12 protein-coding genes are annotated in these 17,824 nt (G+C 74.5%); 5 read left to right on the top strand and 7 right to left on the bottom strand.

Translation table 11 applies throughout. From position 1 onward, the window contains the following. Positions 1 to 83 precede the first annotated feature (83 nt). Positions 84 to 1,988 carry an NAD-binding protein gene (locus tag CP969_RS21205; RefSeq protein WP_026085003.1) on the top strand — a complete coding sequence of 635 codons (1,905 nt, stop codon included), beginning with the start codon at positions 84 to 86 and terminating at the stop codon, positions 1,986 to 1,988. Positions 1,989 to 2,500: 512 nt separating this feature from the next. Here CP969_RS21205 and CP969_RS21200 read toward each other — a convergent pair. Next, positions 2,501 to 4,348 carry a S9 family peptidase gene (locus tag CP969_RS21200; protein WP_004985346.1) on the bottom strand — a complete coding sequence of 616 codons (1,848 nt, stop codon included), beginning with the start codon at positions 4,346 to 4,348 and terminating at the stop codon, positions 2,501 to 2,503. 143 nt (positions 4,349 to 4,491) lie between these two features. On the opposite strand from CP969_RS21200, the gene CP969_RS21195 reads away from it, so the two are divergent. Continuing rightward, positions 4,492 to 5,307: an SURF1 family protein gene (locus CP969_RS21195; protein WP_279627255.1), complete on the top strand. Its 816-nt coding sequence runs from the start codon at positions 4,492 to 4,494 to the stop codon at positions 5,305 to 5,307. Between the two features lie 37 nt (positions 5,308 to 5,344). On the opposite strand, the gene CP969_RS21190 is transcribed toward CP969_RS21195, so the two are convergent. From CP969_RS21190 to CP969_RS21170, 5 genes are all read right to left on the bottom strand, one after another. After that, positions 5,345 to 6,715 carry a hypothetical protein gene (locus CP969_RS21190; protein ID WP_016825282.1) on the bottom strand — a complete coding sequence of 457 codons (1,371 nt, stop codon included), beginning with the start codon at positions 6,713 to 6,715 and terminating at the stop codon, positions 5,345 to 5,347. Continuing rightward, the gene (locus CP969_RS21185; RefSeq protein WP_171817482.1) at positions 6,712 to 7,383 is read right to left on the bottom strand and encodes a SigE family RNA polymerase sigma factor; all 672 of its coding nucleotides are present in this window, start codon (positions 7,381 to 7,383) and stop codon (positions 6,712 to 6,714) included. The genes CP969_RS21190 and CP969_RS21185 overlap by 4 nt, the downstream gene beginning before the upstream one ends. Positions 7,384 to 7,783: 400 nt before the next feature. Further along, positions 7,784 to 8,857 carry an aspartate-semialdehyde dehydrogenase gene (locus tag CP969_RS21180; protein WP_016825286.1) on the bottom strand — a complete coding sequence of 358 codons (1,074 nt, stop codon included), beginning with the start codon at positions 8,855 to 8,857 and terminating at the stop codon, positions 7,784 to 7,786. Next, positions 8,857 to 10,134 carry an aspartate kinase gene (locus tag CP969_RS21175; protein ID WP_004985358.1) on the bottom strand — a complete coding sequence of 426 codons (1,278 nt, stop codon included), beginning with the start codon at positions 10,132 to 10,134 and terminating at the stop codon, positions 8,857 to 8,859. The genes CP969_RS21180 and CP969_RS21175 overlap by 1 nt, the downstream gene beginning before the upstream one ends. A gap of 320 nt (positions 10,135 to 10,454) precedes the next feature. Next, on the bottom strand, positions 10,455 to 11,924 hold the full coding sequence (locus CP969_RS21170; protein WP_016825290.1) for a PucR family transcriptional regulator: 1,470 nt from the start codon (positions 11,922 to 11,924) through the stop codon (positions 10,455 to 10,457). A gap of 176 nt (positions 11,925 to 12,100) precedes the next feature. On the opposite strand from CP969_RS21170, the gene CP969_RS21165 reads away from it, so the two are divergent. From CP969_RS21165 to CP969_RS21155, 3 genes are read left to right on the top strand one after another with little or no spacing between them, the layout of a single operon-like run. Beyond that, positions 12,101 to 13,696 (top strand): aldehyde dehydrogenase family protein, encoded by a 1,596-nt coding sequence (locus tag CP969_RS21165; RefSeq protein WP_016825291.1) that lies wholly within the window; start codon positions 12,101 to 12,103, stop codon positions 13,694 to 13,696. Further along, on the top strand, positions 13,693 to 14,877 hold the full coding sequence (locus CP969_RS21160; protein WP_016825292.1) for a CaiB/BaiF CoA transferase family protein: 1,185 nt from the start codon (positions 13,693 to 13,695) through the stop codon (positions 14,875 to 14,877). The genes CP969_RS21165 and CP969_RS21160 overlap by 4 nt, the downstream gene beginning before the upstream one ends. Beyond that, positions 14,874 to 16,067 carry an acyl-CoA dehydrogenase family protein gene (locus CP969_RS21155; protein WP_004985365.1) on the top strand — a complete coding sequence of 398 codons (1,194 nt, stop codon included), beginning with the start codon at positions 14,874 to 14,876 and terminating at the stop codon, positions 16,065 to 16,067. The genes CP969_RS21160 and CP969_RS21155 overlap by 4 nt, the downstream gene beginning before the upstream one ends. Before the next feature lie 97 nt (positions 16,068 to 16,164). Here CP969_RS21155 and CP969_RS21150 read toward each other — a convergent pair whose 3' ends face one another. Beyond that, positions 16,165 to 17,706: an APC family permease gene (locus tag CP969_RS21150; RefSeq protein ID WP_004985366.1), complete on the bottom strand. Its 1,542-nt coding sequence runs from the start codon at positions 17,704 to 17,706 to the stop codon at positions 16,165 to 16,167. Between the last annotated feature and the right edge of the window lie 118 nt (positions 17,707 to 17,824).

The raw sequence follows: 17,824 nt of genomic DNA, 5'->3' as shown, positions 1-17,824 counted from the left end.
CCACCCGTGTGTATAGGGCAGTCTTTTCCCTCGTGGTGAGCCTCCTTCCGAATCCGGCCCTGCCCGGCGACCCGTCCGCGCCCATGGTGGTGTGCGGTGACGACGGGCTGGCGCACCGGCTCGCCGCCGAACTGCGCGGCGTCTACCGCGAGCAGGTCGTGCTCGTCGTGCCGCCGGCCGGGCGCCGGGTGCGGCAGCCGGTGGTCGGGCGGGCCCGCGCGGCCTCCGCGGCCCTGCTGGACCGGGTCGTGACCGCCGTCAACCGGGGCAACGGCGGCCCCGACGGGACGGTGACCCCGGGCGAGCGGATGCTGGAGGCCGCCGAGCCGACCGAGGCCGTGCTCGCCGTGGCGGGGGTGGAGCAGGCCGCCGCGCTGGCGCTCGTGTACGACGACGACGAGACCAACATCCGCGCCGCGCTCACCGCCCGCCGGCTCAATCCCCGGCTGCGGATCGTCCTCAGGCTCTACAACCGGCGGTTGGGTCAGCACATCGAGGAACTCCTGGACCAGGCAGCCGTGTTGGCCGACCCGGATGCACAGGACCGGACCGGGTCGGAGATCGACGCCGCCACGACCGTGCTGTCCGACGCGGACACGGCCGCACCCGCGCTGGTCGGCACCGCGCTCGTCGGCACCAGCAAGGTCGTCGACGCCGACGGCCTGCTGCTGCGGGCCGTGGAACGCCGGCCGCCGGGGCCCGGCCAGGTGGCGGACCCCGGGCTGTGCACGCTGGCGCTGCTGTCCGCGACGAGCAACGACCCGGCGGGTACGGAGGGTTCGGAGGACAGCGGGGAACAGGGTCCCCAACTGCTGCCCGACGCAGCGGCGGTGGAGGCGGCGACGGGACGCGGGACGGTGGTGCTGGAGCAGGTGTCCTACTCGGGGCCGCCGCTGCCGGCCGGGCGGGCCCGGGTGCCGCCGTTCGCCTCGCTGTTCTCCCGGCGGCTGCGCTGGTCGCTGGCGGGCCTGGTGGCGGCCGTGGTCGCGCTCGCCGTCGCGCTGATGGTGGTCACGGAGGACCACCCGCTGCACGCCACCTACGTCACCCTGCTCGACCTCTTCGCCATCAACGAGCCCGCCGTCAACGAGCCCGCCGGCCGCCAGATCCTGCAACTGCTGTCGGGGTTGGTCGGGTTGCTGCTGCTGCCGGTGCTGCTGGCGGCGGTGCTGGAGGCGCTGGGGCTGTTCCGCACCGCGTCGGCGCTGCGGAAGCCGCCGCGCGGGCTGAGCGGGCACGTGGTGCTGCTCGGGCTGGGCAAGATCGGGACGCGGGTGCTGACGCGGCTGCGGGAGCTGCACATCCCGGTGGTGTGCGTCGAGGCCGATCCGGAGGCGCGGGGCATGGCGACGGCGCGGCGGTTACGGGTGCCGGTGGTGCTCGGGGACGTCACGCAGGAGGGCGTGCTGGAGGCCGCGAAGATCCACCGGGCGGACGTGCTGCTCGCGCTGACCAGCGCGGACACCACCAACCTGGAGGCGGTGCTGTACGCCCGGTCCGTGCGGCCCGATCTGCGGGTCGTGCTGCGGCTGTACGAGGACGACTTCGCGAAGGCGGTGTACCGCACCCTGCGGACGGCGCACCCCGGCGCGCTGACCCGGAGCCGCAGCGTGTCCCACCTGGCGGCCCCCGCGTTCGCCGGGGCGATGATGGGCCGGCAGATCCTGGGCGCGATCCCGGTCGAGCGGCGGGTGCTGCTGTTCGCGGCGGTGGTCGTGGGCGGTCATCCGCAGTTGGAGGGCAAGACGGTCGGCGAGGCGTTCCGGGCCGGGGCGTGGCGGGTGCTGGCCCTGGACACGGCGGCGTCCCCGCAGCGGGCGGGGGTCTCCGCGGGCGGTCCGGGGACGGAGATACGGGGCTCGGGGCTGGTGTGGGACCTGCCCGACACCTATGTCCTGCGCGCCGAGGACCGCGTGGTGCTGGCCGCCACGCGACGGGGGCTGGCGGAACTGCTGGGACGCAGGGGGCGGGAGCGGGCGGGGGCGTAGCACCGCGGCTGCCGCCCCCGGGGCGGGGATCGCGCCCTCGAGCCGGGGGTCGCCCCCGGGCCGGAGGGTCCCCGGTCGGAGGCCGTCCCCCGGTCGGAGATCGCTTCCGGCCCGGATCCGGTTCGGCGGCCGGGCGGGCGGCCGGGCGGCCGGGTGGGCAGGCAACCGGGTGGGGAGGCAGGCGGACCGAGGCAGTGGGGGTCGCCCCCGCCGCCCTCACCCCTTCCCTTCACCAGGGGCTCCGCCCCTCCGACCCCGCCGGGGGCTCTGCCCCCTGGACCCCAGGAGCCTTGCCCCCTGAAGCCCACGGGATCCGCCCCTCCTGGGCGCCTGGGTCCCTGGACCCCTGGCCCCCTGAACCCCTGAACCCCTGAACCCCTGAACCCCCACAAGGCTCGGTCCCCCGAACCCCGCGGGACTCCACCCCCTGAACCCGCACGGCTCGGCCCCGGTCGGTGCTCCGTCCGCACCGCCGTGGTGGCCGGTCCGCCTCGGCCGGGGCCCGGTCGCCGTTACCGGCCGAGGTGCCGTTCCGCGAAGTCCAGCTCCAGCCGGACCTGCTTGATGCGCTCGTCCACCACCAGGGAGCCGTGTCCCGCGTCGTAGCGGTAGACCTCGTGGACCGCGCCGCGGGCCTGGAGGCGCTGGACGTAGTTCTCGATCTGGCGGATGGGGCAGCGCGGGTCGTTGACGCCGGCCGAGATGTAGACCGGGGCCTCGACCCGGTCGACGTAGGTGATCGGGGAGGACGCCTCGAAGCGCTCGGGGACCTCCTCGGGGGTGCCGCCCAGCAGGGTGCGGTCCATGGCCTTCAGTGCTTCCATCTCGTCGTGGTACGCCGTGACGTAGTCGGCGACCGGAACCGCCGCGATGCCCAGCGTCCACAGGTCGGGCTGGGTGCCGAGGCCGAGGAGGGTGAGGTAGCCGCCCCAGGAGCCGCCGGTGAGGATCAGCCGGTCGGGGTCCGCCAGGCCCGACTCGACCGCCCACGCGCGGACCGCCGCGATGTCCTCCAGCTCGATCAGGCCCACCCGGTGCTTCAGGGCGTCGGTCCAGGCACGGCCGTAGCCGGTGGAGCCGCGGTAGTTGACGCGGACCACCGCGTAGCCGTGGTCGACCCAGGCCGCCGGGCCCGCCGCGAAGGAGTCGCTGTCGTGCCAGGTGGGGCCGCCGTGGATGTCGAAGACCGTCGGGAGCGGACCGGTCGCGCCCGCGGGCTTCTGGACCAGGGCGTGGATACGGCCGCCGGGGCCCTCCACCCACACGTCCTCCACCGGGACCGAGCCGGGCGACTTCATCCCGGGCGGGTCGAGGACGACACCGCCCGTCGTCGAGCGGACCGCCGGCGGCTCGGCCGCCGACGACCACAGGTACTCCACACTGCCGTCGGGGCGGGCCGTGGCGCCCGAGACCGCGCCGCGCGGGGTGGGGATCTTCTCCAGCCGGCGCTCGGCCAGGTCGTAGCGGAAGATCTCGCCGCGGGCCTCGAAGCCGTGCGCGATGAGCAGGCCGGTGCCGTCCGGGTACCACTCGGCGCTCACGTCGCCGGGCAGCTCCAGGGCGAGGTCCGTCTCCTCCCCGGTCGCCACGTCCCACACCATCGGCTCCCAGCGCCCGCGCCGCTGGTGGCCGACGAGCAGCCGGGTGTCGCCCGCGACCGGGGCGAAGCCCAGCACCTCCAGGCCCAGCTCCTCGGCGCCGCCCTCGGTGTCGTCGAGCTCGGCGACCGTCGTGCCGTCGGGGCGCAGCACCCGCAGCGCGGAGTGCATCGCGTCACCGTGCTCGGTGTGCTCCACGGCGATCAGCGAACCGTCGTGGGAGAGGTCGCCGACGCCCGCCGACTCGCGGTGGCGGTAGATCTCCACGGGCGGCTCGCCGGTGCGCACCAGGTGGATGGTCGTGCCGTCCTCGTCCGTGGAGCGGCCCACGACCGCCGTACGGCCGTCCCGGCCCAGCGCGAGACCGGCCGGGTAGGAGGGGCCCAGGCCCGGCGCCGCGAGTTCGTCCTCGCCGCCGGAGAACGGCTGGCGGCGCCAGACGCCGAACTCGTCGCCGTCCTTGTCGTCGAACCACCAGATCCACTCGCCGTCCGGCGAGAGCACGCCGTCCGTCGTGCCGTTGGGCCGGTCCGTCACCTGGCGCTGCTCGCCCGTCGACCGGTCCCAGGCGTACAGCTCGTACGTCCCCGTCGCGTTCGACACGAACAGGGAGCGGTCGGGTGCGTCCTCCGCCCAGTCGGGCAGGGACACCCTGGGCGCCCGGAAGCGCTTCTCCCAGTCGGGCATGTGCTCGCCCTGCTCCACCGTGCGCTCGATCTCGTCCGTCCGGTCCGGCGCGTCGGACCCGTTGCTCTCAGTCATGGACCCATACTGCCCGTCCCGGCGGGTGTCGCGCCGCCGGGATCCCCAGGCTGTGGACAACCTCCACCGGATCTTTCACCGGCTCCTCCACCGGGGTGACCCCGCGAACCGGACACGGCCGGGAGCACCGTACCGTGGAGGGCGTGTACCGGTTTCTGCTGACGCCCCGATGGTGGGGGATCAACGTCTTCGTCCTCCTCGCCATCCCCTTCTGCATCTACATGGGGTCGTGGCAGCTCGGCCGGTTCGAGGACCGGGTGGACACGCACCGCGACGCCGAGGAGCAGGTCGCCTCGGACCAGCAGGAGGCGCCCAGGCCGCTGGACCGGCTGCTGCCGGTGACCAAGGCGACCTCCGGCAAGCAGACCACCGCGACCGGCCGGTACGACGAACAGCTGCTCGTCCCCGACCGGACGCTGGACGGCGAGCCCGGCCACTACGTCCTGACGCTGCTGCGCACCGACACCGGCAAGGCGCTGCCCGTCGTCCGGGGCTGGCTGCCCGGTGACCCCGACCCGGCGAAGGCACCCCCGGTGCCCACCGGCGAGGTCACCGTGACCGGCGCGCTCCAGGCGTCCGAGACGCCGGGCAACAACGGCGTCAGCGCCCGCGGCGGACTGCCGGACGGCCAGACCGCCGCGATCAGCGCGGCCTCGCTGGTGAACCTGGTGCCGTACGACGTGTACGACGCCTGGGTCACGCTGAACCGGGGGGACGCGGGGATGAAGGCGGTGCCGGCGTCCGCGCCGGGCGGGACCGGCCTCGACCTGAAGGCGTTCCAGAACCTCGGCTACACCGCCGAGTGGTTCGCCTTCGTGGGCTTCGTGATCTTCATGTGGTTCCGTCTGCTGCGCCGCGAGGTGGAGCTCGCCCGCGACGCGGAGATCGGTCTGCTCCCGGACGGGGAGCAGGAGCCGGACCCGGCGTCGGAGCGGTCGGGCAGCCCGTCCGCGGTGTGACGCCGGACCGGACCGGGGGCCGGACCGGCCCCCGGTGTCACGTCCCCAGCAGGCCCGTCCAGTAGACCGTGCCCGCGCAGGCGTTGCCCACCGTCGCGGTGCCCGTGCCCGAGCCCGTGGCCGCCGTGTACGTCACCGTCACGCTGCCGTCGGCCGTGCCGTCCGCCAGGAGCATCTGCGTGGACATGCCGCTGTCGGTCCCGGTGGACGCGCCGCTCGTCGTGGGCGGGTCGTCGGAGGGCGACGGGTCGGGCGAGGGACCGCCGGTGCTGCCGCCCGTACCGCCGCCCGTGGTGGGGCAGGGCTCGGAGGGCACCCAGGCGAACTTCACCTCGTACGCCCCGCCCGGCTGGAGCACCAGGCTCGCCGCCTCCCGGGAGGGGTCGGGCAGACCGGCCGCCGCGTCGCCGGCCACGTGCCGGACCGGGGTCCCCACCTTGGCGGCGTCGGCCGCGCCCGCCGTGGTCACGCCCACGGTGCCGGGGGCGTCGACGGTACAGCTCGCGGCGGAGACGTTGGCGACCCGGAAGGAGCCGTAGACCGCGCCCGTGGAGTCGGGGGCGGCACTGCTCGCGGTCGCCGGGCCGAGCTGGGCGGCGGTACAGGCCGGCGCCCCGGCCGTGGCGCCGGCCGAGGGACCGGTCCCCTCGGTCGCGCCGGTGTCGGTGCCGGTGCTCGCGCCGCCCTCGTCCTCGTGCTTCTTGCCGCCCTTGTCGGTTCCCTCGACCTGGTCCGAGGTGCCGCCCGCGGTGGTCTCGCTGTTGCCCGGGCCCTTGCCCCCGTCGGTGCCGCCCTGCGTCTGCGAGGCGTGGCCGACGGCGGACGGGTTGGCGTCGGCGCCGGTCGTCCTCGAGACGTGGACGGCGGCGGGGACGGCGGTGCCGACGAAGAGCACGGCGGCGGCCGCGCCGACGAGGGCCTGCCGTTTGCGGGCCCGCCGGGCGGGGACCGCCCGGCGCAGGTAGTCCAGCGTGCCGTCGCTCGGCTCCACCTCCTGCACCGCCCGGTGCAGCATCGTGCGCAGTGCCAGCTCGTCCGAGTCGAGTTCCTCGGGGCCCTGGTCGTCGGGGCCGTGGTTCACAGTTCCGTTCCCAGCGTGCGATTGCTTCGGCTCTTGTCCGTGCGGCTTCCCGAGCGCGTACGGCCGCGTCGGCTCCTCCGACGGCTCGGACTCGGGCTCGGGCTCGGGCGGGCCCTCGGGCTCGAACGCCCGCGCCCGCCGTGACGCGTCCGCGTCCCCCGATTCGTCCGCGTCCCCCGACTCGCCCGTGTCACCGGGCTCCCCCGCGGCGCCGGACTCCCCCGTGCCTTCGGGCCCGGGCGGATCCTTCGGCTCGGGGGCGTCGCCGGACGGGCGCACGCCCTCCGGCTCGCGCTCCTCGCGCCGCGCGTCCTTGCCGTCGCTCATGCCGACGCCTCCATGGACACCCGCAGCGCCGCTATGCCGCGCGAGCCGTACGCCTTCACCGAGCCCAGCGAGATGCCGAGCGTCTCGGCCACCTGCGCCTCGGTCATGTCCGCGAAGTAACGCAGCACCAGCACCTCGCGCTGGCGGCGCTGCAGCCCCTTCATCGCCTTGATGAGGGAGTCGCGCTCCAGCTGGTCGTAGGCGCCCTCCTCCGCGCTCGCCATGTCGGGCATGGGCTTGGACAGCAGCTTCAGGCCCAGGATCCGGCGGCGCAGCGCGGAGCGGGAGAGGTTGACGACCGTCTGCCGCAGGTACGCCAGGGTCTTCTCGGGGTCCCGGACGCGTTTGCGGGCGGAGTGCACACGGATGAAGGCCTCCTGGACGACGTCCTCGCAGGAGGCGGTGTCGTCGAGGAGGAGCGCCGCGAGGCCCAGCAGCGAGCGGTAGTGCGCCCGGTAGGTCTCGGTGAGGTGGTCGACGGTGGTGCCGGCCGCCACGGCGTCGTCGGCTCCGTCACGCTGACCGGGTATGCGGGCGGGGCGCGCTGCGGGCATGGGCGCGATCACCGGCATGCCACCGGACGCACCCGGCCTACGGGGTCGGAGAGCCGGACGGGGAGGACGGAGGGTCCTGCCACGCGGCGCTGTGAAGTCGAGTACCTCAGCCACGCCAGTTGGACACGCTTCCCTCCGTAAGGGTTGTACGCGCCGGGCGTCACTTTTACGCCGACCGGTGCCGCCGGCCGACCGCCCGTGACAGGCAGCACCACCGACAGCACATCCGATGCCCTCATGCGTCCCGCTCTTCCCCTGTGCTCCATGTGAACGGACGTCCCCACGCCCGGTTCCAGGCGTCCCCACGCCTGGAAGAACGCGCCCCCACGCCCCGAAGGGGTGACCGCAAAGACGCTCCCCGCCCTCCGCTCGGTTGCGGAGGGCGGGGAGTAAATCCTCGGCTGCGAGGCAGGCCGGTTCAAGTGGTCCGGTCCATGAGACCGGCTCGCCGAACTTACAGAGATCTTACAAACGAATCATGCGGGGTCCAGGGCTTTTCGTGCCCGGGTGCTCCTCACCTCTCGGCCGCCACCAGTTCGGCGATCTGCGCCGTGTTGAGCGCGGCCCCCTTGCGCAGGTTGTCCCCGCACACGAAGAGCTCCAGCGCCGTCGGGTCGTCCAGGGCCCGTCGTACCCGTCCGACCCACGTCGGGTCGGTCCCGACGACATCCGCCGGAGTGGGGAACTCCCCGGCGGCCGGGTTGTCGAACAGCACCACGCCGGGCGCCGTGGCGAGGATCTCACGGGCCCTGTCGACGGTGACCTCGCCCTCGAAGCGGGCGTGCACGGTGAGCGAGTGCGCGGTGACCACCGGGACGCGCACACAGGTGACCGCCACGGGCAGCGCGGGCAGGCCCAGGATCTTGCGGGACTCGTCCCGGACCTTCATCTCCTCCGACGACCAGCCGTCCTCCCGCAGCGACCCGGCCCACGGCACGACGTTCAGCGCGACCGGCTCCGGGAACGGACCGGTGCGGTCCCCCACGGCCCGCCGCAGGTCACCGGGGCCGGTCCCCAGCTCCGTGCCGGCGACCAGGGAGAGCTGCTCGCGCAGCGTCCGCACGCCCGCGTGACCGGCGCCGCTGACCGCCTGGTACGAGGAGACGACCAGCTCGCGCAGGCCGAACTCGGCGTGCAGCGCGCCCAGCGCGACGATCATCGACAGGGTGGTGCAGTTCGGGTTGGCGACGATCCCGCGCGGCCGGATCCGCACGGCGTGCGGGTTGACCTCGGGAACGACGAGCGGCACCCGGGGGTCCATGCGGAACGCGCCGGAGTTGTCGACCACCACCGCGCCCCGCGCGGCGGCGACGGGCGCCCACTGCTCGGCGACCTCGTCGGGGACGTCGAACAGCGCGACGTCGACCCCGTCGAAGGCCTCCTCGGTGAGCGCCACGACCTCGACCTGCTCACCACGCACGGCCAGCTTGCGGCCGGCCGAGCGGGGGGAGGCGATCAGTCGGATCTCGCCCCAGACGTCCGCCCGCTGGGACAGGATCTGGAGCATGACCGTGCCGACGGCCCCGGTCGCTCCGACGACGGCGAGCGTCGGCCGCGCGGAACGTCCCGGGGGAACGGTCGCGGACATCAGCGGCCGGTGCCTCCGTAGACGACGGCCTCGTCGCTGTCGGAGTCCAGCCCGAAGGCGGAGTGCACGGCGCGGACGGCTCCCGGCACGTCGTCCTTGCGGGTGACGACCGAGATGCGGATCTCGGAGGTCGAGATCAGCTCGATGTTCACGCCCGCGTCGGACAGGGCGGTGAAGAAGTCGGCGGTGACCCCGGGGTTGGTCTTCATACCGGCGCCGACCAGCGAGATCTTGCCGATCTGGTCGTCGTAGCGCAGGGAGTCGAAGCCGATCGTGGACTTGGCCTTCTCCAGGGCGTCGATGGCCTTGCGGCCCTCGGTCTTCGGCAGCGTGAAGGAGATGTCCGTCAGGCCCGTGGAGGCCGCCGAGACGTTCTGCACGACCATGTCGATGTTGATCTCGGCGTCGGCGATCGCGCGGAAGATCGAGGCCGCCTCGCCCGGCTTGTCCGGCACGCCGACGACCGTGACCTTGGCCTCGGAGGTGTCGTGCGCGACACCGGAGATGAGCGCCTGCTCCACCTTCTTGTCCCCTCGCTGAATCGGCTCGCTGCTGACCCACGTGCCCGGCAGCCCGCTGAAGGACGAGCGGACGTGGATCGGGATGTTGTACCGGCGGGCGTACTCCACGCAGCGGTGGAGCAGCACCTTCGACCCGGAGGCCGCCAGTTCGAGCATGTCGCCGGTCGAGATCCAGTCGATCTTCCGGGCCTTCGGCACCACGCGCGGGTCGGCGGTGAACACGCCGTCGACGTCGGTGTAGATCTCGCACACCTCGGCGTCGAGGGCGGCCGCCAGGGCCACCGCGGTGGTGTCGGAGCCGCCGCGGCCGAGCGTGGTGATGTTCTTGCCCTGCTGGCTGACGCCCTGGAAGCCGGCGACGATGGCGATGTTGCCCTCGTCCACCGAGGCACGGATCCGGCCGGGTGTCACGTCGATGATGCGGGCTTTGTTGTGGACCGAGTCGGTGATGACACCCGCCTGGCTTCCGGTGAAGCTCTGGGCGTTGTGGCCCAGGTTTTTGATCGCCATGGCCAGCAGGGCCATGGAGATCCGCTCTCCCGCGGTCAGCAGCATGTCGAGCTCGCGCCCGGCAGGCATCGGGGACACCTGCTCGGCGAGATCGATCAACTCGTCCGTCGTGTCGCCCATCGCGGAAACCACGACGACCACCTGGTGGCCGTTCTGCTTGGCTTCCACGACCCTCTTGGCGACGCGCTTGATGCCTTCGGCATCGGCTACGGAGGAGCCTCCGTACTTCTGCACGACAAGGCCCACGTGCGCTCCTCGCTCAGTCCGTCGTTTTCCCACGTTCCGCACACATGTGTGCGGAACGCGGTCGGCTCAGTCTATCGAGCGCCCGAAAAACCCCTCCGCGATACCGCATCGTGAGATACCCGGCCGCCCGCGCTGGGGCTCATGCCCAGGGTGACGCCCGCCACTCGGAAAAGCGACCCGGGTCACAGTCCACGCGCATCGGGCCGGGCGCCGGCAGCCGCCCTCCCGGGGGCCGGGAGGGCGGCTGCCGGACGCGCGCGGCGCACGGGACCCGCCGCCGCACGGCGGGTGGGGATCCCGCCGGGGGCCGGGACGGCGCGTCAGGCCAGGCCGTTCTCGCGCAGGGCCAGCCAGGTGCGGCTGGCCACGTCCGGGTCGTCGAGGTCCGCGCCCAGGAGCCGGCCGGCGGTGCCGATGCGGTGCCGCAGCGTGTTCCGGTGCACGCCCAGGTCGGCGGCGGCGCGCTCCCAGTGCCCCCGGTGCCGCAGGTAGGCGGCCACCGTGCCGACCAGGTCCGCGCGGCGATGGCTCAGGAGCGGCTCCAGGGAGGGGGCCGCCGGTACGCCGCCATCGCCCCGGTCGTGGAGCGTCCCCGCCGGGACGCCCGCCAGCAGGCGCCGCAGCGGGGGCAGTTGCCACCGCAGCTGCCCCAGGTCGGCCTCGGCCCCCAGCGCGGCCCGGGCGGCGGACGGGTGTGCGGCGACGTACCGCCGCGCCGCCTCCGGCACCGTCTGCGCGTCGTCCGGTCCGACGAGGATCCAGACCTCGTCCGGCTCGGCGACGGCCAGCAGCTGCCCGCCGTCCCGCGCCGCCGGCTCGACGGCGTCGAGCACGTCGTCCCCGCGGCCGTGCCCGAACCCGGCCAGCCCCAGCAGGCGCACCCGAGGGGGGAGCGCGGGCAGGCCGAGGTCCGCGGCCAGGGCCCGGGCCGCGTCGACGTGCCCCGCGCACAGCAGCCGGGCCACGCAGGCCCGCGCGGCCCGCGCGGCGGCGACCCCGCGCCGCTGCTGCTGGCCCTGCAGGGCCAGCAGGGCGCACGCGGTGAGCACGAGCTGGCGGTCGGGCGCCTTCATCGGCCGGGGGCACCCGGTGGCCACGAAACCGGTCAGCCGGCCGTGGCCGGTCAGCGGCTGGAGGACGACGTCGTCCTCCCCCAGCGGGAAGGTCGCGGAGGAGTACGGGCCCGCGACGCGCAGCCGGGCGACCTCCGTGGCGGCCCTGCGGGCGCTCGTGCGGTGCCTGCGGGGCCAGACCTCCATGACCTCGCCGTCCGGGCTCAGCCGGGCGGCCCAGCCCTCGACGGCGTCGGCCAGGGCGCGGACCACGGCCGGCACCGGGTCGGGGCCGGCGGCCGACCGCACCAGCTCGCGGTGGGCGCCGAGCGCCGTGCTGAGCTCCTCCCGGCCCGCCGCGGCCACCAGTGACCAGTAGGTGCGGGCGACGGTGAGGAAGGGCGTGGGCGGGGGGACGACGAGCAGCGGCAGACCGGCGGCCTCGCAGGCCCCGGCCAGCGCCTCGGGAACGGTGTCGTGCACGGGGCCCAGGCCGATGCCCAGCGCGGTGACGCCGTGCGCCGCCAGCCGCGCGGTGTACGCCCGCGCCTGCATCGTCCGGCCGCCGGCCGGCCCCAGCCCGGTGGTCAGCAGCAGCTCCCCTCCCGAGAGGTAGGGCGTGGGGTCGGCCAGCTCGCTGATGTGGACGCCGGTGACCCTGCGCGGGGGCGGGGCGGCGGGGGACACGGGCGCGAGGTCGTCCCCCAGGGCGCGTACCAGGACGTCGAGTGTGGGCATGGGGCCTTCCCGCGGCCGATGGGGCGATGGGCGACCGTGCGGTCCGCACGGGGGTGGGCGACTGTGCGGTCCGCACAAGGTCCGCGCATTATCGGTCGGAACGTCCGAGGAACTCCAGGCCCCGCGGTCCCTAGGTTGAGCACCACCCGGCTCCCTCTCCACGGAAGGAACGCCTCGTGACCACCGATGTCGCCTCTCCCGAGCCAGCCCCGGCCGCCCCGCCGGACCCCCGGCCCGACCGGCTCCGCGCCCCGCGGGAGGCCCCGGCGGCCGAAGTGAGCCGCAACCCGCGCACCGGAGCGTCGGCCCGCGGACCGCGGCACACCGAGCCCCGGGAACTGGCCGGACTGCTGTCCGCGGCGGCCGGGGACGCCGCGCGGATCGCCGCCATCGCGCCGGCGCTGCGCGGGCACTGGCTCCGGACGGTCGCGGACGCCCTGGAGGAGCACGCCGAGGAGCTCACCGCCCTCGCCGACACCGAGACGGCCCTGGGCCCGGACCGGCTGCGCGGCGAGGTCGGCCGGGCCGCGGCGCAGGCCCGTTTCTACGGGGAGGTCGCCGCGGAGGGCGGCTGGCTCGACGTGCGGATCGACCGGGCCGGACCGGGCGGACCGGCCGATCTGCGGCGGATGAACCGGCCGCTGGGCCCGGTCGCGGTGTTCGGCGCGAGCAACTTCCCGTTCGCCTTCGGGGTGGCGGGCCACGACACCGCGTCCGCGCTGGCCGCCGGGTGCCCCGTCCTGGTCAAGGCGCATCCGGCGCACCCGTTGCTGAGCGCCCGCCTCGGCACCCTGGTCTCCGACGCGCTGCGCGCGGCCGGCGCCCCGGCCGGCGCCTTCGCCCTGGTCACCGGTTTCGACGCGGGGCTCGCCCTGGTCGACGCCCCCGAGGTCGCGGCCGTGGCGTTCACCGGATCGCAGACCGCGGGCACGGCCCTGGTGGAGCGGGCCGCCCGGCGCCCCGTGCCCGTTCCCGTCTTCGCCGAGATGGGCACCGTCAACCCGGCGGTGCTCACCCCGGCCGCCGCCGCGACCGCGGCCGGCGTGACGCGGGCGGCCACCGGCTTCGTCGACTCCTTCACCCTGGGGCAGGGGCAGTTCTGCACCAAGCCCGGCCTGCTGCTCGCCCCCCGGGGCAGCGGCGCGGCCGAGGCCGCGGCCGGAGCGCTGGCCGGCGTGCGGCCCGGGTGGCTGCTCACCGAGGGCATCGCGGCGGCCTACCGGCAGGGCCTGGCGGACCTGGTCGCGGCGGGCGCGCGGCCCGTGGCCCGCGCGGAGGCGGCCGACGGCGCCTTCGCCGCCGCCCCGACCGTCCTCACGGCCCCCGCCGACGCGCTGCGGCCCGGCTCCCGGCTGCTGGAGGAGTGCTTCGGCCCGGTGGCGCTCGTCGTCGAGTACGACGGCACGCCCCACCTGCGGGACCTGCTGGGGCGGTTGCAGCCCAGCCTGGCCGCGGCCGTCGCCTCCGGCGGCCCCGCGGACCCGGACCTGCCCTGGCTGGTGGAGCACCTGGCGCGGCAGGCCGGCCGGGTCGTCGTCGACGGCTGGCCGACCGGTGTCGCCACCGGGTGGGCACAGCACCACGGCGGGCCCTGGCCGGCGACCAGCCGGCCGGACGCCACCAGCGTCGGGGCCGCGGCCCTGGACCGCTTCACCCGCCCGGTGGCCTTCCAGAACGTGCCCGAGGCCGCCCTGCCCGAGGCGCTGCGCGACGGCGACCCGTGGAACCTGCCACGCCGGGTGGACGGCGTCCGGACGGGAGGCCGCTCGTGAGCGGGCCGCTGGAGGGCGTCCTCGTCGCCGACTTCAGCCGGGTGCTGGCCGGGCCGCTGTGCACCATGACCCTGGCGGACCTGGGAGCGACGGTGGTCAAGGTGGAGCGCCCCGGCTCCGGCGACGACACCCGCCGCTGGGGGCCGCCCTGGTCGCGGACGTCCACCACCTACTTCGAGAGCGTCAACCGCTCCAAGCTCAGCGTCACCCTCGACCTCGCCGACGGGTCGGACCTGGCCCTGGCCCGGGAGCTGGCCCGGCGCGCCGACGTGCTGGTGGAGAACTTCAAACCGGGCACGCTGGAGCGCCTCGGCCTCGGGTACGACCAGGTCGCCGCCGTCAACCCCGGCATCGTCCACTGCTCCGTCACCGGTTTCGGCTCCGGCGCGGGCGCCGACCTGCTCGGCTACGACTTCGTCGTCCAGGCGGTGGGTGGCCTGATGAGCATCACCGGTGACCCCGACGGCGAGCCCACCAAGGCCGGCGTCGCCCTGGTCGACGTGCTCACCGGCAAGGACGCGGCCATCGGGGTGCTCGCCGCCCTGGCCGACCGGGACCGCACCGGACGCGGCTGCCGGGTGGAGGTCAACCTGCTCTCCAGCCTGCTGGGTTCCCTGGTCAACCAGGCGCAGGGCTACCTGGAGACCGGCCGCGCGCCGGGGCGGATGGGCAACCGCCACCCCTCGATCGCGCCGTACGAGACCCTGCGCTGCCGGGACGGACTGCTCGCGGTCGCCTGCGGCAACGACGGCCAGTTCGCCCGTCTGGCGGCGGTCCTGGGCGCGCCCGGGCTGGCGGACGACGAGCGGTTCGCCACCAACGCCGCCCGGGTGGGCCACCGCGAGGAACTCGTCGCGGCCCTGGAGGACCGGCTCGCGGAGCAGGACTGCGCCACCTGGCAGGAGCGTCTGACCGCGGCGGGCGTCCCCGCCGGGAAGGTCGGCACCGTGGCCGACGGGTTCGCCCTCGCCGAACGCCTCGGGCTCGCCCCCACCGTCGCTCCCGCCGCCGGCGGCACGCCCGCCCCGCGCCACCCCGCCACCTACTCCACCGACCTGGTCCGCCCGGCCGGACCGCCACCGCGGCTCGGCGCCGACGACGCCCGGGTCCGGGCCTGGCTGTCCGACGCCGCGCCCGCCCCCCTTCCCCACCCCGCCGACGAACGAAAGGCATCCTCGTGACAGCGACCGGCAAGCCCCGACCCCAGACCGACCCGCTCGACCTGGCCGGCATCGACGACCTCCTCAGCCCCGAGGAGAAGGCGGTGCGCTCGGCCGTCCGCCAGGTCTGCGACTCCGCGGTCGACCCCCACATCGCGCAGTGGTTCGAGGACGGCGAGCTGCCCGCCGTCCGCGAACTGGCCAAGGAACTGGGCGCCCTCGGACTGCTGGGCATGCACCTGGAGGGCTACGGCTGCGCGGGCATGAGCGCGGTCGACTACGGCCTGGCCTGCCTGGAGCTGGAGGCCAGCGACTCGGGCATCCGCTCCCTGGTGTCCGTCCAGGGCTCGCTGGCGATGTACGCGATATGGCGGCACGGCACCGAGGAGCACAAGCAGCGGTGGCTGCCGCGCATGGCGGCCGGTGAGGCCATCGGCTGCTTCGGGCTGACCGAGCCCGACCACGGCTCCGACCCCGCCGGCATGCGCACCCGGGCCCGCCGCGACGGGAGCGACTGGGTCCTGGACGGCACCAAGATGTGGATCACCAACGGATCGGTCGCCGACGTCGCCGTCGTGTGGGCGCAGACCGACGAGGGCGTGCGGGGATTCGTCGTCCCCACCGGCACCCCCGGTTTCTCCGCCCGCACCATCCAGCACAAGATGTCGCTGCGCGCCTCGGTGACCAGCGAACTCGTCCTGGACGGGGTGCGTCTGCCCGCGGAGGCCGTCTTCCCCGAGGTGCGCGGGCTGCGCGGCCCGCTGTCCTGCCTCAACGAGGCGCGCTACGGCATCCTGTGGGGCGCCATGGGCGCGGCCCGCAGCGCCTTCCGGTCGGCCCTGGAGTACGCCGGGCAGCGCACGCAGTTCGGCCGGCCGATCGGCGGCTTCCAGCTCACCCAGGCCAAACTCGCCGACATGGCCGTCGAACTCACCAACGGCACCCTGCTGGCCCTGCACCTGGGCCGCCGCAAGGACGCCGTCGGGCTGCGCCCCGAGCAGGTGAGCCTGGGCAAGCTCAACAACGTCAACAAGGCCCTGGAGATCTGCCGCACCGCGCGCACGATCCTCGGCGCCAACGGCATCTCGCTGGAATACCCCGTGATCCGGCACATGAACAACCTGGAGTCGGTCCTGACCTACGAGGGGACCCCCGAGATGCACACCCTGGTCATCGGTCAGGCCCTGACGGGGCAGGCCGCCTTCCGCTGAACCGGGCGCACCGCACCGACGGGCGGGCCCGGCGCGGGAATCGCGCCGGGCCCGCCGGTGTGCGGTCGCGGGGACGGGGGTGCGGCCGCGGGCCGGGTCAGACGGGGGACGGCTCCGACGCGTCGGCCTCGCCGGCCCGGTCGGTCCCGGCGGCCCCCTCCTCCTTCTTCTTGGGGATGGCGTCGTCGTACGGGGCCTCACTGCGGCCGTGGGTCGGGTGCACCGCCATGTAGACCAGGCCGGCGCCGACGACGAGCGCGCCGGACAGCAGCACGATGTAGTTGTCGTACCAGGGGGCTTCGGGGGTGCGCGGCCAGGCGAGGGTGACCATGGCGGTGATGCCGTAGACCAGCGCCGCGATGTTGACGGGCAGGCCCCACTTGCCGAGCCGGTAGGCCCCGGAGGGCTTCCAGCCCTTCAGCCGGGCGCGCAGCGCGGCGAACACCACCATCTGGAAGCCCAGGTAGATGCCGAGGGAGGCGAAGCTGACGATCTTCGTCAGGGCGTCCTCGGAGAACTTGGAGGCCAGCACGATGACGGCCGGGACGGCGAAGGCCAGCATCAGGGCGTACGGCGGGATGTGCCGGGTCGGGGAGAACTTCCGCAGCAGCCTGCTGCCCGCGATCATGTCGTCGCGGCCGTAGCTGTAGGCCAGCCGGCTGGCCGCGGCCTGCAGGCTGATCGCGCAGGAGAGGAAGGACAGCAGCACGATCCCCAGGATCACCTTGGACCCCGCGGTGCCGAAGGCCGTCTGGAGCACTCCGGAGACCGGGTCGGCGTCCTCGCCGGACACGACCGCGGAGATGTCGGAGACCGACAGCACCAGGGACACGGCGACGAAGGTGGCCGCCGCGCCGCCGACGTAGATGGTGCGGCGCATCGCCTTGGGGATCACCCGGCCCGGGTCGCGCACCTCCTCGGCCACGTCGCCGCAGGCCTCGAAGCCGTAGTAGTTGTAGATGCCGATCAGGGAGGCGGCGGCGAACGCCCAGAGGTAGTTACTGCCGTCCCCGGCGCCGAAGCTGTCGAACAGCACGCCGAGATTGTGGTGCCGCTCGGTGGCCAGCAGCCACACGCCCACCGCGAGGGCGCCCAGGAGTTCGGCGGCGAAGCCGAAGATGGCGGCCGTGGCCAGGACCCGGGTGCCCAGGTAGTTGATGACCGTGGCCAGGACGAGGACCGCCAGCGAGCAGACGATGACGGTGTCGACCGTGGAGGTCAGCCCGAGCAGCGAGGAGAAGTACAGGCCCGCGCCGGAGACCACGCTGGCGATGGTCACGAACAGGGCGATCATGTAGACCCAGCCGGTCAGCCAGGCGTACCGGCGGCCCCACAGGCGCCGCGCCCAGGGGTAGACGCCGCCCGCGACGGGGTACTGGGCCACCACCTCGCTGAACACCAGGGCGACCAGCAGTTGGCCGACGCCCGCGATGACCAGCGTCCAGATCATCGGTGGGCCGCCCACGGCCAGCCCCACGGCGAACATCGTGTAGACGGCGGTCACGGGTGACAGGTAGGTGAAGCCGAGCGAGAAGTTCGCCCAGGGACTCATGTCCCTCTTGAATTCGGAGGTGTAGCCCAGCGAGGCGAGGTGCGCTTCGTCGCTGTCGTGCTGTCCCGTTGTCTCGATGGGACTCATGCGGACTCCCGTTGCTCGAACGAACCGGAAGGAAGGAGGACGTGAGGAGGACATGCGGGTGTACAGGGAGCGATGTGGTGCGCTGCAGCGTCGAAGCACGGCACGGCGTGCGTTTTCC

Origin of the sequence: Streptomyces viridosporus T7A (assembly GCF_008704515.1) — a bacterium.
Classification (GTDB): Bacteria; Actinomycetota; Actinomycetes; order Streptomycetales; family Streptomycetaceae; genus Streptomyces; species Streptomyces viridosporus.
This window is presented reverse-complemented; position numbering and strand designations above follow the sequence as displayed.